Source organism: Rhizobium sp. RHZ01 (genome assembly GCF_014851595.1).
Lineage (GTDB): Bacteria > Pseudomonadota > Alphaproteobacteria > Rhizobiales > Rhizobiaceae > Rhizobium > Rhizobium altiplani.
In genome coordinates, this window is sequence record NZ_JACUZZ010000009.1 from 92,440 (window position 1) to 108,553 (window position 16,114).

Here is a 16,114-nt window from a genome sequence, read left to right on the forward strand (position 1 = left end):
ATTTCCGTAGATTCTGCAAAGGCGTCTCGTGGGCAATTCGACGTCGCGTGGTTGGTAAAGCAGGAAGCAGAGACGGAGTCGCAATTGCACGAGGAGACGAATGGGTAAGTGTCGTCTCGCGAGTTTCATGCCGACATCAAACGGCGCAACACCAGACGATTGCCGTGGAACTCCAAGTCGCTGACCGGGCAATCCGGCATGCCATTGGTCCCGGTGCGCTCCCCAATAAGCTTACGCTTCCGTCCAGCTGTAGAACGTGGCAGCCTGCCCCAGCCGCATTCCGGCTTCTGACCGCAGTTCCCAGACGAGCCCGTCCTCCATCCAAAAATGCGCGCCGGACTTGCGAACTCTAAGCCCACGATAATTCGCGATAAATCCGTGCCGTGCGACTTCATCGAGAAGCGCCTGGCGCTCCAGTCGATCCGGAGCTTCAGCAGATAATCGAGAAGGCAATTTCGTAAACTCGTCCCACGAGTATCCGAAACATCGCTGTGCCGTGAGATTTGCATAAATGAACCGAGGATCCGGCTCGGTATTGTGAGCGACGACCACAAAAGGGGCGTCGAAGTAGAGCCATTCGGCTCCCTGCCCTGGCTCGACAAGCGGTCGGCGGACTGCACGCAAGAAGCTTTGCGCAAGGAGTTCGAAGAAGGCTTGACTGGTTGAAGGCTCATCAAGCGACATTTGGCTATCCTTACTCCCGTTTAGGCTCTTGTTGAGGCGCGCCATGATGCCGCCGACTTTGACACCAAGAACCAGGATAAGGTCGCCGGCATTTGATCCGGCCACCTTGAGCAATTTTTTCAGATCCACTACCCGATATCGGAGTTGCAATGAAAACGATACTTACCTGGGCAGTCATGGCCTCTTGCGGCGTTGCCGCTCTATTGCCGATGGCCGCGCCTGCGTCTGCCCAGGAGTGGCGAAGGCCACATTATGACGATCCGCCGCCTCCACCGCGGCGCCATCACCATCACGACAACAATGGCGCCGCGATTGCCGGTGGTCTGGCTGCCGGCGTCATCGGTGGGTTGATCGGTGGCGCGATCGTAAACAACAGCGAGCCGCGCTACATCGATCCGCCGCCTCCACCACCGCCGCGTTGCTGGTTCGAAGACCGGCGGGTGCCGAATGCCTACGATGGTGGATGGCATATGGAGAGCATGCGCGTCTGCCAGTAGCAATTGGCTGATTTTTTCTCAGGTCTCAGCGCCTCGTTGCAACGCCAACGTGGCGCTGGCCACGGCCTTGGCGAGGACTGCAAGCGGGTGCGAGCTTGAAAACTACTCACGTGCCAAGGCGAAGTTTCCATCCTGCTGGTTTCTCGTTCAGTGTCGGTCGGTCATGTCGGCCTTCGCTGGCGGCCCAAAGGTTCAACGAGGATGACGGCCTTAAGCTGAGGGATGCAGCCGGACGGTCATGCGGAAATGAAAACGGCATCTCCAACACGGACGACCCCTGGCTCGTTGGGTCGGCAGTAGACGCCCATGTTACGGTTACCAAACTTCATCACATTTCGAAGGATTTCCGGATCGTTCTCCAGTCCGTCCTGAGCGATGATCGTAAACCCGCATCGTTTGGTCGGTGCAATCACCGTTGCGGGGACATGTCCGAGACGGACAGGTGCATCGACCCACTGCAGTTCGGCGAAGCCGGAGAGATCCGGCCCGGTTTCAAGAAAAATGTTCGGGCGAAATCTGCGCCGGTCGGGATCTCCGTTGGGATGGATGGCCTTCAGATGGTCGACCGACGCGCTTGTCAGAAGGTGAAGCGGCGAAACGTCATACCGGTCGATGGCGAAGTTGGTTCGATCATCCGCCGGCCTTGCGCGTTCATATGGCATTACAGTTACCTCGAACTCGAAGAACCCCGTGAGAGCTTCCGTCAACCCCGGCGCATCGACGGACAGCCAGTCGTGGCCCGGTAACTTGATTTCCACGGTGCCATCCGAGATGGTCCTCGATCTGATGAAGATCGCTTTCTGCCATCGCTTGTCGCGCTCAGGATGAGCAACGACACCCGTCGCTGCATCAACGAGCGCAAGCCGACGATCGCCGACGACACCGGTCGCCGTGACCTCGCATTGCTCGATCAGTTCGCCTGCGGTGGAGCTGACTGGGTAGCGCCACAACTCGCTGATTGTCCCGACCTTGCGCATCTATTGAAACCCCAGTGCAGAAGCCCGAAGTTGCGTTGGCGTCTGGCCGAATATGCGTTTGAACGTTCGGGTGAAGTGGGAGGCGTTCTCGTATCCAACATCGAGCGCGATTTCGATCAGAGAGGCCTTCGATTGCACAAGCAGCGCGCGTGCCCTCTCCATTCGAACGCGGGTATAGGCTTTCGCGGGAGACATCCCTGCCTTCTCCAAAAACAGTCTTTCGAGCTGTCGCCGCGACAGGCGAACCGACGTCGCGAGCCTGGGAATGGTCATGCCCCCCTCGACATGCTGCTCCATCAGGATCATTGCAGCCTTGACGCGGTTATCTTCGTAGTCGTCGTGTAGCGGGCGCCGAGGCTGAATGTCGCCGGCGGAACGCGCCTTCTCGATCTGGAGGACCTCCAAGGCATTTCTCTCAGCCTCCCGGCTGATGTACCGCCGCACCAGGGTTGCCGCGATATCGGCTGCACTGCTGCCACCGGCACAGGAGCCGCGTTGCCGATCCAGATTGAATATCCGATCCGACCGCACGGCGAGATCGGGAAAGCGCTCGCGAAACTCCTTGTAGTGAAGCCAGCTCACGCAGGTCTCGTGGGCGTCCATCAGCCCCGCATCGGCAAGAATGAACGATCCGGTGCAGAGACCGATCAACGGGATTTTGGCGGCATCCGCACGCTTGAGAAACCTGACCGTATCGTGATCGACCGGGTCTCTCGCGGTGAGAAGCCCACCAACGACCACAATGTAATCGAACCTCGCCGGGTCCACGAAATCCGACGTCGGGGCCACCTGCACGCCACAGCTGGAGGCGATCAGATGCCTCGTACTTCCGAGCACCTGCCAGTCCGCCATCACCCGTCCGGAACGATCATGCTCGTCGCTGGCAAGCCGCAGCGTATCGACGAAGAGCGCGAACGCCGAAAGCGTGAAAGACCGGGCAAGAACAAAACCAACCTTCAGTCGGCTGGCGGATTTGCCGACGGCTCCTGCCTGCCGATAGTCTTCTGGTCGCATCTCAATCTCCTTCATGTCAGGCCGCCCGAGGTCCTCTGTCGCGATCGAGGAGACCGCGGCTCACTCGATCGAGCAAGAGCGCAACAGCCACGATTGCGAGACCCGCGCGCAAGCCCAGTCCCATTTCCATGCGGGTCAGACCGCGCGTCACCTCGGCGCCAAGGCCACCTGCCCCGACCAGGCCCGCCAGAACGACCATGGCCAGGGAAAGAAGAATGCATTGGTTGAGGCCGACCAACAGAGTCTGCTTGGCGAGCGGAATCTCAATCTTCCAGAGCACGGAACGAGGGGGCGCTCCGATGGCGCTGCCAAGCTCGACGTATTCGTGCGGCACCTGGTTGAAGGCCAAAGTCGTCAATCGCAGCATCGGCGGAATACCGTAGACGATCGTTGCGATGATGGCCGGCACCCGCCCAAGGCTGAAGATCATCACAGCGGGGATGAGATAAACCCACGGCGGCACGGTCTGCATCACATCGAGGACTGGGCGCACGAAGGCTTCGAGGGTCTTGTAGCGCGAGCAGAGGACGCCAATCGGAAACGCGATGAGCACGGAGATCAAGACGGCGACCGTCACCAGTGCGACGGTCTGCATCGATGCCGTCCAAAGCCCCACGATCAGGCAAAACCCCAGGCACAGGCCGGCAAGGATGGCCGCGCGAAGATTGACCGCAAGGAAGGCCGCGACGACGACAATCGCAATAAGGGCGAAAGGCGGGACGAACAGGAGCGCTGCCTCGATTGCCGACAACACTGCCTCCACCACATAGCTGATTGCAGCGAACAAGGGATGCAGGTTCGTGTTCAGCCAGTCGACCGCCGGAGCGAGGAAAGCCCCTGGCGAAAACTTGAGTATCGAAGGGTTCATGAATACCTCCCTGCGCCAAGCCGGCCCGCACTTTGGGTCATGCGGTCGATGACCATGGTCAGAACGACGATGGCGATCGCCCCGTTGATGGATGTCGCAATGTCGAGCGTGCGGATCGCGCCGTAGATCGTTTCGCCAAGGCCGCCGGAGCCGACGATACCGGCGATGACGACCATGCCGAACGCCATCATCAGGCTCTGGTTGATGCCAGCCATGATGCTGGGAAGAGCAAATGGCAGGCGGATCTTGAAAAACATCTGGCTCGGGCGCATTCCGCTTGCCTCACCAAGCTCGATGAACTCCCTTGGCGTCATGCGGATACCAAGCGAGGTCAGCCGGATTGCCGGCGGCATGGCAACCACGATGGTGGCGATAAGCGCTGTCGCCGGGCCGTAGCCCAAGAGCGCGATGGCAGGCAGGAGATAAATGTACGGCGGAAGCGTCTGGATCAGGTCCAGACCCGGTTCCATGAACTGGTCGAGTGCCGTAAAGAAGCCTGCCAGTATCCCGACAGGGATGCCGACCGCGAGCGCAATCACCGTCGCCGTCAGAACCAGTGCCAGGGTGCTCATTGTTTCGGACCAGAGCCCCATGGAAAAGCACAGGAGAAGCGCAGCGCCACTGAGGATCGCAAACCAGGCGTTCACCAGCCGCCAGCCCACCAGCGCCACCACGATTGCGACGACGTAGAATGGCGGAAGCTGCAGCAACCAGAGGATCCCATCGTAGAGGCCCTCAAGAACCCACCTGACGTAGTCGAAGAGGGATTCTCCGTTTTCGCTTACCCACTCGAGCGCGGTGTCTGTCCATTCGTCGAAGATGTCTGTGAAGCTTGATATGTCCATGTCACTCAGCTCCCGTTCTGCGATCAGGCGGCCACGCGATCGCTGTTGGAGGTGCCCTTGACGCCCATGAGGAGGCTGCGCGGCGTGACGACGCCGACAACCTGATCGTTGTCGACGACGGCGATAGCGTCGCGGTCTGTCTGCATGGTCAACGTGATCAGTTCGTCGATGTCGGCGTCCGGAGTGGTTCGCACCAGCGATGAGATGTCGTTGTGTGGCTCGCTGCGCTGAAACTCGCTGACGCTGTGCATCACGGAGTGCGCTTTGATCAGGTGAAGTCGCGATATGCCTGCGACGAACTCGGCGACATAGTCATCCGCCGGATTGAGAATGATCTCCTCGGCGGTACCCGTCTGGATAATGACGCCATCCTTCATGATGGCGATGCGATCGCCGATGCGGATCGCTTCGTCGAGGTCATGGGTGATGAAGACGGCGGACTTGCCGAGCGATTTTGTGAGTTGGCGAAACTCGTCCTGAAGCTGACGACGGATCAGCGGATCAAGCGCGCTGAAAGGCTCGTCCATGAGGATGATTTCCGGATCTGAGGCAAGCGCGCGGGCAAGGCCGACGCGTTGCTGCATGCCGCCGGACAATTCCTTCGGGTAACGGTCGACCCAGTCTGCCAGCCCGACCGTCTCCAGCGCAGCCTTGGCGGTCTTGTTGCGCTCGGGCTTGGGGATGCCCTGAACTTCCAGCCCAAAGGCCGCATTTTCGAGCACCGTACGGTGCGGGAGCAGCGCAACGCTTTGAAATACCATGCCGATGTTCTTGGCGCGCATCTGCCGGAGGTCGCCCGGAGACAAGGCGGCGATATCCTTGCCCTTTACGAACACCTTTCCGGCGCTTGGCGTGATCAGCTTGTTGAGCAATCGGATGAGCGTCGACTTTCCACTGCCTGACAGGCCCATGATGCAGAAGATCTCGCCGCGCCGGACCTGCAGGCTGGCGTTGGAAACGCCGACGACGCAGTTGAACTCCTTCAGCACGTCCTTCTTGCCAAGTCCGCGCTCGGTGATCGATTTCATGGCGGCGGCGGACTTGTCTCCAAAGACCTTCCAGAGGGATTGGCAGTCAATCAGGACTTCATTGGTATCGGCATTTGCGGCTTTCATAGCGATCCCCTTGAGCCAATTGGTGCTGGCTTTTCTCGTTGGGCTTCAAAGGCCGTCCGACCGGATCGGACGGCCCTGCGCAACTAGTTCTTCTTGATGTTTTCCCAGCGCTTGATCAGGTCAGCGTGCGCTGCGATCCAGCCCTCGACGGCCTGATCCATTGTCTTGCCGTCCTTCACCTCGCCGTTGATGGCGGTGATGTCGGCGATCGGAACGTAGACGCTTGCCATGACCTCACGGGCGTGAGGGTTCTCTTCGGAAAAGCCTTTCTGGCCGATCCAGTAGTAGCTCTGCGGCGGCGGGAAGACGCCCTTCGGATCCTTGAGATACTTCACCTCGTATTTCTGGACCATCCATGACGGCTCCCAGATCGTGACGGCGATCCACTCCTTGCGGTCATAGGCCGACTTGAGCGCCGCCGTCATTGCAGCCGTGCTGCCTTCGACAAGCTGCAACTTGATATCGTAGTCCTTGACGGCGTTGGACGAGTCCCGCATCAGGCCGGCGCCCGGCTCGATGCCGATGATCTTGCCGCCAAACTTGTCGGCGTTCTCATTGAGCTGTTCCAGAGAGTCGATCGGAACGTATTTCGGGACGGCGATGCCCTGGTAGAGACCGTGCGAAACCGGTGAGATCTTCTCCAGCCGGCTCTTGTTCTTGTTCCAGTAATCCTGAGCGACATAGTCCGTCTGCGAGGTGAGAACCTGGATGTCGCCCTTGGCAAGAGCAGCATAGGCGATGCCCCATTCGGAGAACTCGGTCACCTTGACGGTATAGCCGGCGTCTTCGAGAACCTTCTTGGTGATACCGGTGATGGGCGTCAGGTCTTCCCATGACATCGTGCCCATGGTGATCGTCTTTTCCTCCGCCCGGGCAGGAAGAATGCTGATCCCGACCATCGCAGCCGCGCAGAGCGCTTTCCACAAAGCCTTCATTGCTCTTACTCCTAGTTCTTTGTTCCCATTTTCATTGAAGACGTGCGGGTAGCCTCAGTCTTCACATTGCGCGGCGAGGGATCATCCCTCGCGGCCTGCACGCAATTCCTGCAACCGGATCACAGAATTGATCCCCAGCCATGCCAGCGGCTCGGGCGGCAGTCTCGTGGGCGCCGCATGATCCATGTATTTGTCGAGTTGTTCCGAGCCGGTTCCTGTCGCCAGCTCGGCAGCCAGCACGCCGGCAAGCGTGCTCTTCACGGTCCCAAGGCCATTTTCGCAGCAGGCCGAGAACAACCCGTCGTCGATTTCGCCGAAGGCCGGCACATGATTGCGACTGAGGCAGAGACGTCCGGCCCAACTGTATTGGAACGGCAAATCGGTCAATTTCGGAAAGCGCGCATCCAGCGACCGACGATGAGCGGCCGCGAGCTTGGCAAGGCGCTTGTCGGTGACGGTGATCGTTCTGTCATAGGTGTATCTCGTCCGAAGCACGATCCGCGAAAGGCCGTTCGATGTGATCTTGCGAACCGTCGCCCCCATGGCATCGGCCGGGAGCAAGGCCCACCGGTCTTGTCCGGAAGCTGCGTGCGCGGCATCGTCCGCGGCGAACGGAGCCGTCATCGAGGCGTAGGCAAATATATGGATCAACCGTCCGCGAAAGTGGCCAAAGTCCTCGATATGCCCGTTGACGCCCAGGATGACCTTCGGCGCGGTGACCGTCCCGTTTGTCGATTTGGCGGTCCAGGTCCCTCCCTCACGCCGGAGTTCCGTCACAGGCGAGCGCTCGAAGATCGTCACACGTTGCCCGACCCCGGCCGCAAAGCCGCGGACGTAGTCAGCTGGCTGGATCATGACCGCGCCGGGCGTGTAGAGGCCGCCAAGGTAGTAGTCCGAGCCTGTGAGCTCGCGCATTTGGGATCGATCGAGAAACATGTGCTTTTCGCCGATGCGCCGGAGCGACTCGCCATAGCTGACGTTCAGCCTCATTCCCCTCGCCGTTGCAGCGGCATTGATCTTGCCCGACGGGTCGAATGTTTCCCGGGACATCCCGTATTCGTCCGCGGCACTTTTTGCGAAATCGATCGCAAAGCGGTTTTGCGCCATCTCAAGCGTCGTTGCCGCCTCGCTGGCGCCGGAATATTCGCCAGCCGAGAGGTTGTGCGGCACATCGATCATGTAACCGGAATTTCGGCCTGCCGTGCTCTTTGCCACCTCACCGGCTTCCATGACGACGATCTTGTCGTGCGGTCGGATTTGCGAAAGTCGTCGCGCCGCGGACAATCCCGCAAACCCCGCGCCGACGATGAGCCAGTCGGCCGTCACGCTGCCCTCGAGCGTCCGCATGGGGGCAATGCGGTTGCTGATCGCCTCCCAGCCAGAGACGCCGGATTCAGCAGGAAGCCGTCTGACCACAGTCTTCGTCATCGGATCGTCTCGTCGACCGAGCGATCGGAAACGTCGATCCAGATCGTCTTCAGCTCACAATAATTGTCGTGGGCGAAGATGGACTTGTCGCGACCGCCGAAGCCGGACTCCTTGTAGCCTCCGAACGGCGTCGTCGCATCCCCCTCTCCAAAGCAGTTGACTGTCACAACGCCTGCGCGGATTTCGCGTGAGAGCTTGATCGCGTTCTTGAGACTTCCGGTATAGATCGAAGCCGTCAGACCATAATTCGTATCGTTGGCGAGGGCGATCGCCTCGGCGATGGAATTGAAAGTCGTGACCGAGAGAACCGGCCCGAAAATCTCCTCCTTGAAAAGCCGGCTGGACGGGGTGACGCCTTCGACCACCGTTGGCTCGACGAAGATGCCGTCGCGCGTCTTGCCGCCGTGCGCGACAGAAAGCTTTTCCTTCTTCGCATCGTCGAGGAAGGTAGCGACCTTTTCGAAATGAGCCTTGTTGACGAGGGCACCGATGCGGTTTTCCGGGTCGAGTGGGTCGCCGGTCTTCCATTCACGCATGTAAGCGCCGATCCGGTTGAGCAGCTCGTCCTTGACGCTTTCATGCACGATCAGCCGCGATGTGGCCGAGCAATTCTCGCCCATGTTCCAGAAGGCGCCATTGACGACCTGCTCGGCGACAAGGTCGAGATCTTCAGCGTCGTCGAGAACGACTGCCGGATTCTTGCCGCCGCATTCGAGTACCACGCGCTTCAGATTGGAGTCCGCCGCATAGCGCAGGAAGCGACGTCCCGTCGGCGTCGAACCTGTAAAGGCGATCATATCCACGTCCATGTGCAGGCCGAGTGGCTCGCCGACATCCTTGCCGCTTCCGGTGACGACGTTGAAGACGCCGGCAGGGATGCCCGCCTCATGAGCAAGCTCGGCGATGCGAAGCGTCGTCAGCGTCGTGTCCTCAGCGGGTTTGACGACGACGGAGCATCCCGCCGCCAGAGCGGGGCCGATCTTCCATGCAAGCATAAGGAGGGGAAAGTTCCAGGGCAGAACGCAGCCGACGACGCCGACAGGCTCGCGCACGATCATTGTCAGCGTATTCGATCCGACGGGCGCCGTGTTGTCGTAGAGCTTGTCAACCAGCTCGGCATGCCAGCGCAGCGTATGAATGGTATCGGGCACGTCGACTGTCTGGCACTCGCGGATCGGCTTGCCACTATCGAGGCTTTCCATCACGGCAAGCTCGTGACGATTGCGCTCAATCAGCTTGGCAAGCTGCAAGAGCACGCCTTTGCGCTCGGATGGCGAGCGCAGCCGCCAGCGGCCATCATCGAACGCCTCCCTCGCCTTGAGTACGGCACAATCGACGTCCGTGCTGTCACAGGCTGCAACGATGGCAAGGGTCTCGCCGGTCGCGGGATTGCTGGACTTGAAAGTCTTGCCAGAGCTTGCCGGACGAAATGCGCCGTCAATGAACGCGTTCGTCGGAAACTGTAAGTCGGCTGCGATCGCCCTGTATTCGGCGGCGGTCAATGGTTCATGCATGACAATTGGCTCCCGACGTGATCTGGCCGACCGTGCGCTTCAAGGTGGCAACGACGGTCTGGAGTGTTCGCTTTTCTTCCGAATTGAGCGGGCGAAGCGGCGCGCGCACCGAACCGGCCCCAAGGCCGATGATCTCGCAGCCGTGCTTGATCGACTGGACGAACTTGCCGCATTCGAGGAAGTCCATCAGCGGCAACATCGCGGTCATGATGGCGCGGCCCTTGTCGAAATTCCTCTCGACCACACAGGCCTCATAGAGAGCGACATGCTCTTTCGGCAGGAAATTCGATCCCGCGCAAACCCAGCTTCTTGCGCCCCATGCGAAGAACTCCAGCGCCTGGTCGTCCCAGCCACAGGAAAGCGCGATATGCGGGAACTTCCTGGCGAGCAGATGCAGGTTGCTCATGTCGCCGGAACTTTCCTTGATGGCGACGACATTCCTCGACTTGCCGACGCGCGAGAAATACTCCTCGCCCATCACCACACCCATGCGAGCCGGGTAGTTGTAGAGCATGATCGGCAGATTGGCCGCACGGTCGATGGTGAGCGCGTGAACCGCATTTTCCCGCTCGGTCGGGAGCGCATAGGGAGGCGTGGAAACGAGGATCGCATCGGCGCCGATTTCCTTGGCGGCCTTCGCGTATTCGACCGAATCCTCAGTCCTGGTCGCGCCCGTTCCGATGATGAGCGGCAAGCGGTTTGCGATGACGTCCTTCGCCTGGGACGCCAGGTCGAAGCGCTCCTGGCTTGTCTGGGCGTAGTACTCGCCGGTCGATCCGCCGACGATAATCCCGTGAACCCCGGCCTCGATCAGAGACTCCAGCACCGCCGCGAAAGCCTTCCGGTCAATCTGTCCGCTTGCATCGAGCGGCGTGATGGCCGGGGTATAGATCCCCTCGAACTTCACTGTGATTTCTCCAATGTTTTGGCGGCGGGACCGCCGATCAGGACGTCCGCCTTGAGCCCCTGCGGCGCGATGAACATCTCCATGTTCTCGCGGGACAATTCCCAGTGCTCGAAGACGAGATCGACGACGGCATCTTCGTCGTGCGCCGAAAGCGCTTCGATGAATGCGTCATGGTGTTCGACCGCCAGCTGAAGCCTGCGCTTCATGTCCTCGTTCTTCGGTCGGAAGAAGGTGTGGCCAATTCGGGCGTGGTCGATGAGCAGACGGCCGAGGCTTGGCTGCAAGTACACGTTTGCCGACATCTCACCGAAGATCTCGTGGAAACGATTGTTCTCGAGGACCATGTCCAGCGCATCGCCGTTCGCGCTCGCCTTGCGGAAGCGATCCTGCGTCCGCTTCAAGTCTGCCAGCTGCTGTGACTTGAAGTTCTGCACCGCCAGACGCCCGATGGCCGCATAGATCATCGGCGCAACCAGGAAGAAGTTTCTGAGCGTGGCGTGGTTCATCGGAATGACGCGCGCGCCGCGGTTCTCACGAATATCGACATAGCCCTCGCCTGCCAGCCGCCGGAAGATGTCCCGCACCGGCGTCCGGGAAAGGCCATAGCGTTCGCTCAGGCTGGCTTCATCGAGATCGGCGTCTGGATCGAGCTCCATTGTCAGGATTTGACGTTTCAAGTCCTCGTACAGGTTGCTCTTCACGGTCTTCGCCATGCGTCACTCCACGCCGTTGGTTGGGCTATGGCTAAAACATGGCACGCATCTAATATGCTGTCAATAAATTGTGTACTTTGCGTACACAATAAAAGTTTAATGGAAATACAATTTCAGGGGAGCGTGTCTATATGTAATTGATATTCCTTGGTGTTTTTCTATTTCATCGTTCGCAAAACCGGGAGCGAGATGTCCAATATTGGCCTTGGAAAAGCGGGGAGAGGCGCAGATCAACGATGGCGACCGGCTGGGACTCTCGTCGTCCAAGAGCGAATGATCGAGGACCACAAGCGGTGGTGCGCACCCAGCTCCAGCGCGGCTTTCTCCGACGAGGCCGGTGGCTTAGCGCTTTAGAGTACTAAGAAACCCTTAGGTCGGACCCGGCGATCACTCTGCCCCGGCACGCCATTCGCGATATGCAAGATGGAGCTTCGCGCCGATCGTTGTGAGCGGCTGCGGCGGCAGTGCCGTCGGCGCGGCCAGTCTGGCGTAGACCCGGCCGAGTTCGGACTCGTGACCCAGAGCGAGTTCGGCGGCAGCAATTCCCGATGCCGTCGAGTTCGAGGCCCCAAGGCCATTGCAGCCGCATGCGGCAAACACGTTGCGCGCGATTTCGCCAAAGGCCGGGACATGATTGCGTGTCAGAGCCATGGCGCCCGCCCAGCGATACTGCATTCCCACACCATGTAGGCTGGGGAAGCGCTGAACAAACTTCCCGTCATGCAGGTACCCGGCCCGCACGATCGCGGCGTCATTCACCTTGATGCCCGGATTGTAGCTGTAACGCGAGCGGATCAGAATCCGGTCACCGCCTGTCGTGTTGATACGGCGAACGGTGGTTCCCATCGGCAGAGCTGGCGTTGCCGCCCATTTCCGTTCTCCGCCAAGGCGAGAGGGATCGAACTCTTCTGTAAGCGAGGCGTATGTGAAGACATGCAAAAGCTGCCCCCGGAAGAAGCCGAAGCTTTCTGCGTGACCGTTGTTTGCCAGAATGATCTTTTCCGCCTGCACCGAGCCCTGCGGCGTCTTGATGAGCCAGCCGTTCCCGAAACGCTCGAACGAAAGCGCCGGCGTCTGCTCGTAAAGTCTGATCGACTCGTTCAAGCCGTCGGCAACAGCGCGAATATAGGCGGCCGGTTGAACAATAACCGTACCGGGCATAAAGAGACCGGACGTGTAGGCGAACGATCCGGTCACGGCCGCAATGTCGCCGGCACTCAGCAATCGGTGATCCTCGCCCATCTTGGAAAGACGCGCTGCGTAATCCGTGAGGTGCTTGTCGCCTTCGGGACTGATCGCAACACTATATCGCCCGCACTGGTCGAAAATGTCGCTGCCCCAGCCATATTCGACGGCCATTTCCGTGGCCAAGGCAATCGCCGAGCGCTGTATCAGGACGGACTGGCTGAACCTGTCCTCGGATTCTCCATTGAAATCGTCGGCAGAAACCTCGTGCGGAAGGTCGATGATGAAGCCCGAATTCGCACCTGCCGGCCCCTCACCGACGATCCCTGCTTCCAGGATCGCAACACGCACGGCGGGGTCGAGGCGCGAAATCCGCCGGGCCGCGGAAAGGCCGGCAAAGCCGGCGCCGATGATCGCGACATCAGCGGTAGACGAACCATGCAGCGCTGGATGCGGCCTTCGCGACGGGAGCGTCGCCACCCAGCCTGAAACACCGGCGCGTTTCGGAAGCCTGGATGCGACGAAGACCTCGTTGGAAGTGCGCGGCACGTCAAATCGCCTCCCGCTCGATGAGCGTTTCGATCGACTGCCGCAGCGCCGGAATGCGATCGGACGAAAGCGCGCGCAGGGGCTTTCTCGGGGACCCGGCACCGTATCCAGCCAGATGCGCGGCAGCATAGACGGTTTGAACGTAGTCGCCCTTTGAAAGAAGGGCCATCACCGGCTCGAGCAGCTTCCAGAGCTCACGGGTCTCAGCCCAGTTCCCCCTGGCGGCGGCATCGACGATTGCGAGGCATGTTCTGGGCGCAAAGTTCGCGCCTCCCCAGATCAGACCGTGGCAGCCGGCATAAAGCGCGTAGGGAACGAGATTGTCGGCGCCATTCATGACGAACTTGCCGGTGCGAATGAGTTCCGCCTGCTTGCCGAGATCGCCACCGCTATCCTTGACGGCGCAAAAGCCGGGAATTTCGCTTAACTTGAGCAATAGCTCCGGCGTGATCGCGACACCGACAGCCTGCGGAACGTTGTAACCGATCACCGGAAGGCCAACCCCGGCAACCTCGGCGTAGAAGTCGACGATGCCCTGGTCGTCGGTCGGCCCTTCGAAGAACGGCGGAAGAACCATCACGCCTTCGGCGCCGGCATCGCGGGCGCGCGCCGTGCGCTCCACGGCCTCTTCAACGAGAAGCGCAGAGGTTTGGGCGATGATCTTGGCCCTACCATTCACGATCCGCGCCCCACGTCTGATCAGCCCCTCGGATTCCTCCTTGGAAAGATAGACGTGCATGCCTGTTCCCGAACTGAGGAGGAAGCTGCGAACGCCAGCCGCCAGATATCGCTCAATGTTGCGCTCCAGACTGATGTAGTCGATCCGCCCCGCGTCGTCGAAAGGCGTGGTGATCGCGAGATTGAGGCCTGGAAACTGGAACTCTGACATTCGTTTGATCCTCCTGAGGTAACCTGTCGCAAGCTCGTGCAAGATTGCCGTGAGCAGCCCGCATTGTTCGGCCGCGCGAACATCGAATGTCGCGCGCCGCATGATCAGAATCTTACCCCCGGCAAGCGCGCCGATGAGGTCGCGATGTCGGCCTCTAGAGCGTCGGCGCCTCGAGACCCTCCGGGGTGGCATACATCGCCATGTTTCTGCGAGAGAGTTCGAGATGCAGGCGCGCAAGCTCACCCGCAGCGTCGACGTCGCGCCGTTCGACGGCTTCGATCATTTCCTCGTGCTGCCTGGAAGCAAGTTCGAGCTCCTCCTGCATACGCGGCGTATTTGGATGCGTGTAGAAGATCTTCCCGATCCGGGCGTGGTCGATCTGAAGCCTGCGGAGGCTCGGAACGAGATAGACGTTGTGAGCCATTTCGCCGAGCTGGCGATGAAACTGATCGTTGTAGAACACGCGACCGTCCACATCGTTGGCATCGATCGCCTTCTGGAAGGATTGCTGGATCTGCCTGAGAGCGTCGAGTTCCGCCCGGGTCCGGTTCTCGGCGGCAAGCTTGTTTGCCGTGATGTAGATCATCGGCGCCAGAAGAAAGAAATCCCGCAGGGATTGGTAGCTCATCGAGCTGACCCGCGCAGCCCGGTTGGCCTCCAACTCGATGTAGCCTTCGCCGGCCATCTGGCGCATCAGTTCTCGCACCGGCGGGCGCGACAGGCCGAACTCCTCGCTGAGCGCCACCTCGTCCAGGACCGCGCCCGGAGCAAGCTCCATGGTCAGGATCCGTTGTCGCAGCGCAAGACCGAGGCTGGCCTTGCGGTCGATGTTCGGAGGGTCGGTGATCATGCCGTCAATCATTGGATCTCCTTTTGGAAGACATTATGTAGACATATGATAGACAGTCAAGTCACACGTCAAATTTCCTCTTCCTGGATCTGCTCAAGGAAGCTCGGACGCTAGATATCAACGACAGTTTCGGGATGGCTTCGAACGTGCTCTTGGTGCCCGGCCGGCGCGCTTGGCTGCGCAAGAAATGGCTGGGAGTCAGATTTCTTGCACGACTGGAGCCAATGGCCATTGTCGCTCAGGACGGCGGCACAATCACTTGTGAAGCGCAGCGGTAAGCCACGACGAGGCCCGGTCGATCGCCACCGTCCTTCTGGATTTCAATGGCAGCAGGACATTGTACCGGCCTTCCGGGGACAGTCTCGTCTCATCGAGCGCCACCAACGTGCCGTCATCAAGGAATGTCTGAACAAGGGTGCCCCAGCCAAGCGCAACCCCCTGACCGGCGCGCGCAGCGAAGATCGTCTCCGTGTAGTGACTGAAGCGCAGAGACGGCTTCACCTCGAAGTGCACGCCAAGTTCGGCGAGCCATTGGCCCCACGACAGCCAGGATCGGTCTTCAGCATCGGTCTCGATGAACTCGTCAGTCGCGGCCAATGGGCCGTTGCCACGCCGGTCGAGGTAGTCAGGCGAGCAGACGAGCATTATGACGTCGCCGCGCGAGGCGATCACCGTTGCGTCGTTGAAAGGTGGCAGCCCGAAACGGATGGCAAGATCGACGGCACCGCTGTCCAGATCGATTTTCGCATCCTGGGAGATGACGCGGATCTGAATGCCCGGATTCTGATCGCGAAAATCGGCGAGCCGCGGAAGCAGCCAGAACGACGAGAAAGCCACGGTCGCGCCGATGGTGACCACATCCTGGGCCGCCCCCTTGATGGCATCGATCGCATCGGAAATGTTCGAGAAGCTCTGCGCGAGCGACGCCCCCAGCACGAGGCAGGCGGCAGTCGGCTCGATCGCGCGGTGCTTGCGCACGAACATCGGCTGCCCCAGCTCTTCTTCCAGCAGCGCGATTTGCCTGCTGACGGCCGCCTGGGTAACCCCGAGCTCGCCTGCCGCAAGGGTAAAACTCTTTCGGCGAAGGACCGCTTCCAGCATGATCAGCGCCGTCATCGACGGCAAACGCCTGCGAAACTGCATT

At 60.2% G+C, this 16,114-nt stretch carries 16 protein-coding genes; 1 reads left to right on the plus strand and 15 read right to left on the minus strand.

Features of this window, described 5'->3' with window-relative positions:
- Nucleotides 1–231: 231 nt before the first annotated feature.
- Nucleotides 232–684: an MEKHLA domain-containing protein gene (locus IB248_RS12030; RefSeq protein ID WP_192240935.1), complete on the minus strand. Its 453-nt coding sequence runs from the start codon at nucleotides 682–684 to the stop codon at nucleotides 232–234.
- Nucleotides 685–893: 209 nt separating this feature from the next.
- Here IB248_RS12030 and IB248_RS12035 point away from each other — a divergent pair, with 209 nt between their 5' ends.
- A complete protein-coding gene (locus IB248_RS12035; protein ID WP_246733601.1) occupies nucleotides 894–1,181 on the plus strand; it encodes a hypothetical protein in 288 nt (95 codons plus the stop codon).
- A 236-nt stretch (nucleotides 1,182–1,417) separates the two neighbouring features.
- Here the strand turns inward: IB248_RS12035 and IB248_RS12040 are convergent, their stop codons facing one another.
- From IB248_RS12040 to IB248_RS12105, 14 genes are all read right to left on the minus strand, one after another.
- A complete protein-coding gene (locus tag IB248_RS12040) occupies nucleotides 1,418–2,158 on the minus strand; it encodes an MOSC N-terminal beta barrel domain-containing protein (protein WP_192240872.1) in 741 nt (246 codons plus the stop codon).
- Entirely contained in the window at nucleotides 2,159–3,172 is a 1,014-nt protein-coding gene (locus IB248_RS12045; protein ID WP_192240873.1) for a GlxA family transcriptional regulator, read from the minus strand.
- Nucleotides 3,173–3,188: 16 nt separating this feature from the next.
- On the minus strand, nucleotides 3,189–4,040 hold the full coding sequence (locus tag IB248_RS12050; protein WP_192240874.1) for an ABC transporter permease subunit: 852 nt from the start codon (nucleotides 4,038–4,040) through the stop codon (nucleotides 3,189–3,191).
- Nucleotides 4,037–4,885 (minus strand): proline/glycine betaine ABC transporter permease, encoded by an 849-nt coding sequence (locus IB248_RS12055; RefSeq protein WP_192240875.1) that lies wholly within the window; start codon nucleotides 4,883–4,885, stop codon nucleotides 4,037–4,039. Before IB248_RS12055 ends, IB248_RS12050 begins: the two co-directional genes overlap by 4 nt.
- 23 nt (nucleotides 4,886–4,908) lie before the next feature.
- On the minus strand, nucleotides 4,909–6,000 hold the full coding sequence (locus IB248_RS12060; RefSeq protein WP_192240876.1) for a glycine betaine/L-proline ABC transporter ATP-binding protein: 1,092 nt from the start codon (nucleotides 5,998–6,000) through the stop codon (nucleotides 4,909–4,911).
- An 83-nt stretch (nucleotides 6,001–6,083) separates the two neighbouring features.
- Nucleotides 6,084–6,935 (minus strand): glycine betaine ABC transporter substrate-binding protein, encoded by an 852-nt coding sequence (locus tag IB248_RS12065; RefSeq protein ID WP_062368316.1) that lies wholly within the window; start codon nucleotides 6,933–6,935, stop codon nucleotides 6,084–6,086.
- Nucleotides 6,936–7,016: 81 nt separating this feature from the next.
- Entirely contained in the window at nucleotides 7,017–8,363 is a 1,347-nt protein-coding gene (locus IB248_RS12070; RefSeq protein WP_192240877.1) for an FAD-binding oxidoreductase, read from the minus strand.
- Nucleotides 8,360–9,877, minus strand: coding sequence for an aldehyde dehydrogenase (locus IB248_RS12075; protein ID WP_192240878.1), 1,518 nt, complete (start codon nucleotides 9,875–9,877; stop codon nucleotides 8,360–8,362). The genes IB248_RS12070 and IB248_RS12075 overlap by 4 nt, the downstream gene beginning before the upstream one ends.
- Nucleotides 9,870–10,784, minus strand: coding sequence for a dihydrodipicolinate synthase family protein (locus IB248_RS12080; protein WP_192240879.1), 915 nt, complete (start codon nucleotides 10,782–10,784; stop codon nucleotides 9,870–9,872). Before IB248_RS12080 ends, IB248_RS12075 begins: the two co-directional genes overlap by 8 nt.
- A complete protein-coding gene (locus IB248_RS12085; RefSeq protein WP_169680419.1) occupies nucleotides 10,781–11,497 on the minus strand; it encodes a GntR family transcriptional regulator in 717 nt (238 codons plus the stop codon). Before IB248_RS12085 ends, IB248_RS12080 begins: the two co-directional genes overlap by 4 nt.
- A 387-nt stretch (nucleotides 11,498–11,884) precedes the next feature.
- A complete protein-coding gene (locus tag IB248_RS12090; RefSeq protein ID WP_192240880.1) occupies nucleotides 11,885–13,231 on the minus strand; it encodes an FAD-binding oxidoreductase in 1,347 nt (448 codons plus the stop codon).
- Between the two features lies 1 nt (nucleotide 13,232).
- On the minus strand, nucleotides 13,233–14,120 hold the full coding sequence (locus tag IB248_RS12095) for a dihydrodipicolinate synthase family protein (RefSeq protein WP_192240881.1): 888 nt from the start codon (nucleotides 14,118–14,120) through the stop codon (nucleotides 13,233–13,235).
- A gap of 154 nt (nucleotides 14,121–14,274) precedes the next feature.
- The gene (locus tag IB248_RS12100; protein WP_169680423.1) at nucleotides 14,275–14,982 is read right to left on the minus strand and encodes a GntR family transcriptional regulator; all 708 of its coding nucleotides are present in this window, start codon (nucleotides 14,980–14,982) and stop codon (nucleotides 14,275–14,277) included.
- Nucleotides 14,983–15,225: 243 nt separating this feature from the next.
- On the minus strand, nucleotides 15,226–16,113 hold the full coding sequence (locus IB248_RS12105; protein ID WP_192240882.1) for a LysR substrate-binding domain-containing protein: 888 nt from the start codon (nucleotides 16,111–16,113) through the stop codon (nucleotides 15,226–15,228).
- Between the last annotated feature and the right edge of the window lies 1 nt (nucleotide 16,114).